General features: G+C 40.9%; 10 protein-coding genes and 1 pseudogene. 3 read left to right on the top strand and 8 right to left on the bottom strand.

All coding sequences use genetic code 11. The annotated features are described in order from the left end of the window. The first annotated feature begins 261 nt into the window (after window positions 1-261). Both JCM19037_RS13355 and JCM19037_RS13350 read left to right on the top strand, forming a co-directional pair. On the top strand, window positions 262-492 hold the full coding sequence (locus JCM19037_RS13355; RefSeq protein WP_042401901.1) for a hypothetical protein: 231 nt from the start codon (window positions 262-264) through the stop codon (window positions 490-492). Between the two features lie 25 nt (window positions 493-517). Further along, window positions 518-802 carry a hypothetical protein gene (locus JCM19037_RS13350; protein ID WP_042401899.1) on the top strand — a complete coding sequence of 95 codons (285 nt, stop codon included), beginning with the start codon at window positions 518-520 and terminating at the stop codon, window positions 800-802. A 4-nt stretch (window positions 803-806) separates the two neighbouring features. Here JCM19037_RS13350 and JCM19037_RS13345 read toward each other — a convergent pair whose 3' ends face one another. The 3 genes and pseudogenes from JCM19037_RS13345 to JCM19037_RS13335 form a co-directional block, all read right to left on the bottom strand. Continuing rightward, window positions 807-1,202, bottom strand: a complete 396-nt coding sequence (locus JCM19037_RS13345) for a hypothetical protein (RefSeq protein WP_052363886.1) — start codon at window positions 1,200-1,202, stop codon at window positions 807-809. A 28-nt stretch (window positions 1,203-1,230) separates the two neighbouring features. Further along, window positions 1,231-1,622 (bottom strand): annotated as a pseudogene (locus JCM19037_RS13340) (VOC family protein). Between the two features lie 124 nt (window positions 1,623-1,746). Beyond that, window positions 1,747-2,154 (bottom strand): MarR family winged helix-turn-helix transcriptional regulator, encoded by a 408-nt coding sequence (locus JCM19037_RS13335; RefSeq protein ID WP_042401896.1) that lies wholly within the window; start codon window positions 2,152-2,154, stop codon window positions 1,747-1,749. 136 nt (window positions 2,155-2,290) lie between these two features. Here JCM19037_RS13335 and JCM19037_RS13330 point away from each other — a divergent pair, with 136 nt between their 5' ends. After that, a complete protein-coding gene (locus JCM19037_RS13330) occupies window positions 2,291-3,334 on the top strand; it encodes an NADH:flavin oxidoreductase/NADH oxidase (protein WP_042401893.1) in 1,044 nt (347 codons plus the stop codon). Between the two features lie 62 nt (window positions 3,335-3,396). Here JCM19037_RS13330 and JCM19037_RS29400 read toward each other — a convergent pair whose 3' ends face one another. From JCM19037_RS29400 to JCM19037_RS13315, 5 genes are all read right to left on the bottom strand, one after another. Further along, the gene (locus JCM19037_RS29400) at window positions 3,397-3,588 is read right to left on the bottom strand and encodes an SDR family oxidoreductase (protein ID WP_307189806.1); all 192 of its coding nucleotides are present in this window, start codon (window positions 3,586-3,588) and stop codon (window positions 3,397-3,399) included. A gap of 32 nt (window positions 3,589-3,620) precedes the next feature. After that, complete coding sequence (locus tag JCM19037_RS13325; protein ID WP_307189805.1) at window positions 3,621-4,175, bottom strand: SDR family NAD(P)-dependent oxidoreductase; 555 nt, start codon at window positions 4,173-4,175, stop codon at window positions 3,621-3,623. 251 nt (window positions 4,176-4,426) lie between these two features. After that, complete coding sequence (locus tag JCM19037_RS13320; RefSeq protein ID WP_238544726.1) at window positions 4,427-5,296, bottom strand: GNAT family N-acetyltransferase; 870 nt, start codon at window positions 5,294-5,296, stop codon at window positions 4,427-4,429. 11 nt (window positions 5,297-5,307) lie between these two features. After that, the gene (locus JCM19037_RS30150) at window positions 5,308-5,583 is read right to left on the bottom strand and encodes a cytochrome C biogenesis protein (protein ID WP_238544728.1); all 276 of its coding nucleotides are present in this window, start codon (window positions 5,581-5,583) and stop codon (window positions 5,308-5,310) included. Window positions 5,584-5,642: 59 nt separating this feature from the next. Next, on the bottom strand, window positions 5,643-6,425 hold the full coding sequence (locus JCM19037_RS13315; protein ID WP_238544727.1) for a YitT family protein: 783 nt from the start codon (window positions 6,423-6,425) through the stop codon (window positions 5,643-5,645). Between the last annotated feature and the right edge of the window lie 144 nt (window positions 6,426-6,569).

Raw genomic sequence — 6,569 nt, 5'->3', positions numbered from 1 at the left:
ATTTGGATGCACGATGCCGATGCCTGGCTCTTTTCGGTACTGCGCTTCCAACATTTGGATGCCTAATGCCGGTACTTTGCTCTTTTCGGTACTGATCTTCCAGTATTTGGATAACCGGTACCGAAATATAAATCCCCCCATATTCAGTCGGAGGAGGAGTGGTTTAACAGCTCCCCAAGTTAAGGGAGACGTGATGCAAATGTTTGTATAGCTTGTAGTAGGGTATTGATGAGTAGAATAAGTATTCTAGGAGGGATTTCCTTGCATTACGGAGAGCACGCCATCCACGCACATTACATGACGATCTTAATTTTTTTCTTTTTAGGCATCATGTTCTTGTTACTGTATCCACTATTGAAAGAACGGAGCAAAGCGCTGGCCTATACCGCACTCACGAGCGGAATTGTGATTATGATTTGCAGTTTGTATTTCGTCATTAAACATATGAGCGGCAGCGGCGAAGGAGTCTTGCGATTATTCCGTATTTTCTAAGCGGGAACGCTAAGGTGGGGATCGGATGAAATCATTAAAATGGAGTGCAGTTACGCTATTTATTGTCTTATGCATTCTTACAGTGATTAAGCTTTATCAAACGTTTACGTACGAATACGGTGACCCGATCGATTCTTGGGTAAACGTGGCATTTTCACTCGTTGCTGCGCCTACGTCTTTCCTCGCCATCTTGCATGCGTACGTAAATCCTGCAGATCGGATGAACAAAGGATGGTTTATTGCTTTTTGCCTCATACCCGCGGTATTTTTAATTACTGGAATCCATTCGTTAGTGCTGATGCTAATTTGAAAGGTCATTTCAGCACATGGTACGATTTCATCTCTTTGACTACACCTTTATTGGAGGCATTTGTAAAGGTAAGCACTTCACAAAAATAAAGAGCTGGCCCGTCTTCATAATGGACAACGCCATCAATCGATGCAAATTTCCCGTGGGTAATGACAGATGAAACCTCAACGTCAGTTAACTGTTGATCGTTCTCATCCAAACGGCTCACAATCTGATCGATGCCACGTAACTCTTCACTCGTTGCAATGTTGATCCAAACAGCCGATTCGCTCACATTCGTACGAATCGTATCCCCATCCTTCGCTAAGAAAGCTACGATCAAGTCAATGACAATCTTTTTTCGTGGGGCATTATCGCACCCCTTCGGAATGGTCATTGTGACATTCGTTAATGGATCCACACCCAGATCACCTCCACAAATCGCATGGTTATGACGGACTAAGCTCGCTCCATACGTCGAATTTATTCCCATTTGGATCAAAGAACACAAAGTTTCGTCCAGCATGACCCCGGTTTTCAATGTGTCCAACCTTAATATCATTCTCTTTAAATTCTTTATGCAAAGTTTTTAACGATTCCAATCCGTTTACTTCAAATGTTAAAGAAAAGCATTCCTCACCATAAACATCAATAAAATTAGACGTTTGGCCTTCGCTTGACTTCACTAAGAACATACTTTGGTTAGCAAGGTTTACTATCGCTTTATCCCCATCTATATATGTGAGGTTTGCCCCTAATTTAACCGTATACCACCGGCTGATGATTCAACATTGGCTACGGGAATGTACGTCGTTCCAACTCTTACTAATTTTTCGTCCAAAATTGTTACCTCCACTTGTAGTATTCCTTGCTCCGTTTGCCTTTAAGTGAATCCGATCTTCTTTATGTTCAACATATTAAGGCTACAGTCCACCAATCATTCAACTCTCTCCACACATGGCCCATCACGGTTTGCTTAACGAAAGAACATGCGCCAAGTCTTCTTCTGTTAACGAGTGATTTAGCTTTTGTTCTAACGTGCTATGAAGTTGGTTTAATAACTCTTTCCCCGTTTTTGTTAGGCGAATCGCATATCCTCTTTTATCATGATCTAGAGAATGCTTTTCAATAATGTTCAATTGCTTATATTTGATCAACCGCACAATCATTCTAGACAGTGCACTTGGGCTTAGTTCCATCAATGTTTGCAATTGTGACTGTTGCAATTCTCCTTCGTCAGCTTCTCCAAGGAAGTAAAGCAAGTAAAAATCATTCATTCCTAATTGATACTCTTCCATTAATGTGTGATTCATTGCTTTTAAGATTCTCGTATGAAATTTCGAATAGTTCATCCAAGCATCAATAATGTTCATTTCCTCCACCTCCATTCTAAATTCATGTGCTAGCCATATAGACCGCTATACTTGCAAAAATACAATGATTGTTTATAATTCTATCATACGGGTATATATTTGCATGCGCAAACAAATAAATAACAGGAGTGATTGAATGTCTCTAATACAAACACCTTATACACTAAAAGGTCTAAAGCTAAAAAACCGGATTGTTATGTCTCCGATGTGCCAGTATTCGGTAGAAGCCGAAGATGGGGCTCCTAATGATTGGCACTTTGTACACTACGTATCCCGAGCTGTCGGTGGTACAGGTCTTATGATTATGGAAATGACGGGTGTAGAGCCTGACGGACGAATTACGGATCAAGATTTAGGCTTATGGGACGATGCTCAAATTCCTGCGTACGAACGAATCATTACGGAAGTTCATAAGCATGGCACGAAAATGGGTATTCAAATTGCACATGCAGGCCGGAAAGCCGAAGATGCTCCTCAACCCGTTAGCCCATCGAGCATTCCAGTTGACGTTATTCCAGAAGAAACGAAGAATGGCACATTAACTCCTCCAAGAGCATTGGAGACACATGAAGTAAAACGGATCATATCAAGTTTTAAAGAAGCGGCAGAGCGTGCCGTAAAAGCAGGGTTTGACACGATTGAGTTGCACGGTGCCCATGGGTATTTGATTCACCAATTCATGTCACCTAGTATTAACAACCGTACAGATGAATACGGAAACTTATCCAAGTTTGGTGTGGACATTATAAAAGCTGTAAAATCCGTTATGCCAGAACAGATGCCCTTAATTATGCGGATTTCAGCCATTGAGTATATTGATGGTGGGTATGACGTCGATCATTCCATAAAAATAGCAAAAGAGTATCAAACCGCAGGCGTAGACCTTTTCCACATCTCTACAGGCGGTGAAGGGCTGCCAGGGAAAAAGAAACCATTGAATACCCCTGCATATCAAGTGCCTTATGCTAGGAAATTTAAAGACACACTCAATGTACCTGTCATCGCAGTAGGAAGGCTAGAAAACCCACAAGTGGCAGAGTCTGTTCTTTCAAATGGGGATGCTGAATTAGTAGCCATTGCCCGTGGGATGCTGAATGACCCTTATTGGGCAATGCACGCCATTAAAGACATTCATAAACACGTCACCCCTCCAAAACAGTATGGTCGGGCAATTCGATAAGCACGTACGGGAGCAAGCATCATTTGCTCCCGTATCTTTTTTTGTAAAGAAGCATCCAGACCCTACTTCCCTAAAAAACCACCTTCACAGCGGATCGTTTGTCCGGTTAACCAATAGGAGTCATCACTCGTTAAAAAGGCAATCACTTTTGCTACATCTTCAGGTTTTCCTATTCGACCTGCAGGAAATTGAGCGAGCAGGTGACGTTTCGTGTCTTCGTTCATCCACCCTGAATCCGTCGGGCCAGGATTGATTGAATTAACAGTGATTCCTAATGGAAGAAGTGCTACAGATAAGGCTCAGTAATGGCAATGGTCATTCCCTTCGTCGCAATGTACGCTAAATTGTTAGGGTCTGGTCCTCCAGAAACAAGGTTAATAATTCTACCTTCGTGCTTATTTTGAAATGATTTTTCATATTGTTTTGCAAACTCAACAGATAACATCAATGTTCCTCGATTATTCACTCGGTAATGTTTATCTAAAAGATCAATACTCAAATTACGGAAATCCGTTGGGGATTCATACGTCGCATTATTAACTAGAATACTCGCAGGTCCTAACGTTTCTTTCACTTTGTTTAACAGCGTCGCGGGTGCCTCGTCTACACTTAAATCAAGAGACATATGTTCTGCTCTTACGCCAAAACTTTTAATCTGGTCACATAATTTGTCCGGGAAATCACGCTCTTCCCCATTTCCCTCTATCCGATCAAATGCCGTCCAATGTGTAAAAAATACGTCAACTCCTGCTTTTGCAAGAGAAAGGCAAACGGCCGTACCAATGCCGCTTGCGCGACTCGCGCCCGTTACGATGGCTACTTTTCTATTCATTGATTCCATAACGATCCCCCTTAAAATTGGGACGAACAACTAGGCACGTCCTAAAAGTGAATTTTTCCCTTTTTACATCGTTATCGAATCGTTGCCATATAAATTCTCCTTTGAGTTTCAATTTTTAATAAAGTTTAATTAATTGCGTGTGTCTGTATCGGAGTCGCCTCTACCTTCCAATAGGCACTAAATAGAGTGCAGTGAGATTTTTATTGTCAGGTAAAGAAAGTACCACCACACATCTCATTCACGTAGGAGTACTACCCAAAGATTTGTGCTGCAATGGCATACAGTTGACCGTTTCTTTGGGGCATTTGGTCAGCATTGTTGATCATGAGTTCAGGGGTTCTCACCTTCTTAAATCCACTTTGTTGCAGTGATTCTTTGATATGATCAATCGTGTTTGCCGGCACGTCAATCCTTAAATTCCCTTTATGGAGACGCGCAAGTTCATGGATTAACCGGATTGCCGTAATTGAATCAGCCGCAACAATGGGGCCAATCGACAAATTCTCTGACCCTAGAATAGATAGGCCGAACCCTACCTTTTCACCTTGTTCATTTCTTGCTACTAAAGATTGTTCGGCTTGGTTGATTCTAGTCATGAGAAATTGACCTCTTTGATCTCCAAAAGCCGCGGCGTCTAATTGAATAATTTCTTCTAAATCTCGCTCTTCAACATTCTCAATCGTTATATTTTCTGCATTTGCTATTTTTAGTGGAACATACTTATTGCTTATATACTTATGCACAAAATCAACCGTCTTAAATTCTAAACGCTCATACAATGGCTTTCCTTCATCCGTGGAAATAAGCATAACCTTCGTATGTTGAGCTGTTAAATCCATACACCGTTTCGTAACCTCTTTTGCTAGTCCAATCCCTCTATAGTTAGGGTTCACAATGACCATACCGATTGAAGCTATGTAAGAATCATAAGTAATGATTGCAGCGCTTGAAACAATCGTTCCGGTCACGTTTTTGTGCCCGAAAATGGCTCCAGACGCTAAAACTGTATCAATTTCTCTCCTGTCATAATCCCAGCCAACAGATTCAGAAAGATCAATTAAACCTTGAATATCTGATCTGTCAAATCTACATATCTCTAGATGATCTTGAATAGAAATCACCTCCCTACTTGTTAGATTGTGAATAACGGCAAAACATGAATAACTGGTTCCTCATACGGGTGAATATCTTTTATCACTCTCTTCGCTACTCCAACACGATCAGCTTTACACGTAAACTCTACTCGACACTCTTCTCCAAAAGAAACTTTTCCTTTCGTACCACGATAAGGAGTCGATGATTCTAACGGACGCCAATAGCCTTTTACATGAACATAAGACAATACATGATCATAATGACCAACATTTAAAAGACACGCATCGTTTAATTCATCCCGCAGCTTTATAATATACTGCTCAGATTAACACTTCAAATTTACGTACGTAAATTCCATGATTGATCCCCCTTTTAGTCAGTTCTGTTTCCCTCGTCTTCTTCTTGGCTCTCTTCTTGTTGAAGTTGAGGTTCAGGCTCTTTATTAACAAAAAACGTACCTCCAGACACGTCCTTCACATTATTAACGACGACAAAGGCATCGCTATCCACTTCACTAATAATCTTTCTTAACTTTACGACGGTATAATTTTTGACGATGATATAGAGGATATTATGTTCATTATTTGTATAAACGCCTGACCCCTTAATGTATGTTGCACTCGAAGAAAGTTCTTCGGTCACTCTTTGAGCAATTTCTTCGTTTTTCGGTGAGATGATATTGAACGCCTTTTTAGAATCAACACCCCCGATAATATAATCGGTCGTCAGCTTACCGACAAACAATCCAATAATCGTATAAAGTGTGTTCAGTACACCGATAATCATAACACCCGCTAAAACAACGACCACATCAGAGATAAAGGTGACCAGTACAACATTCCAACCGAACTTCTTTTTCAATACGAGGGCGATGGTCGATCCCCCGCCGATGGAACTGCCTGCATACAGAATAATCGCAAACCCAATCCCCATAAAAAAACCATAAAAAATCCCACCTACCAATCCATCTCCCACCGGCTCACCAAACGACTCAGTCAAAAAGGTGAAGAAGGAAACCAAAACGACCGTGAGTGAACTTTTCATTAATACTGACTTCGAAAGATGCTTATAACTAACGAGCAGAATAATGATAAAGCCGAGGAAATTAACGACTGCAGGCGAAAAAGAAAAAGCATGATAAAGAAGAAGGGCGATCCCTATGAGCCGCCATCGGCAATTCCATTTGGCATCCCGAGAAATGAAATGCTAATAGCAATTACAATTGATCCTAATAAAATGAGCAAAATATTTTTCATAAAATTCCTCCTGATGTAATGAGTATCTATGCAACAGAACCTC

The organism is Geomicrobium sp. JCM 19037 (assembly GCF_000698105.1).
Classification (GTDB): domain Bacteria; phylum Bacillota; class Bacilli; order Bacillales; family Marinococcaceae; genus Geomicrobium_A.
This window is presented reverse-complemented; position numbering and strand designations above follow the sequence as displayed.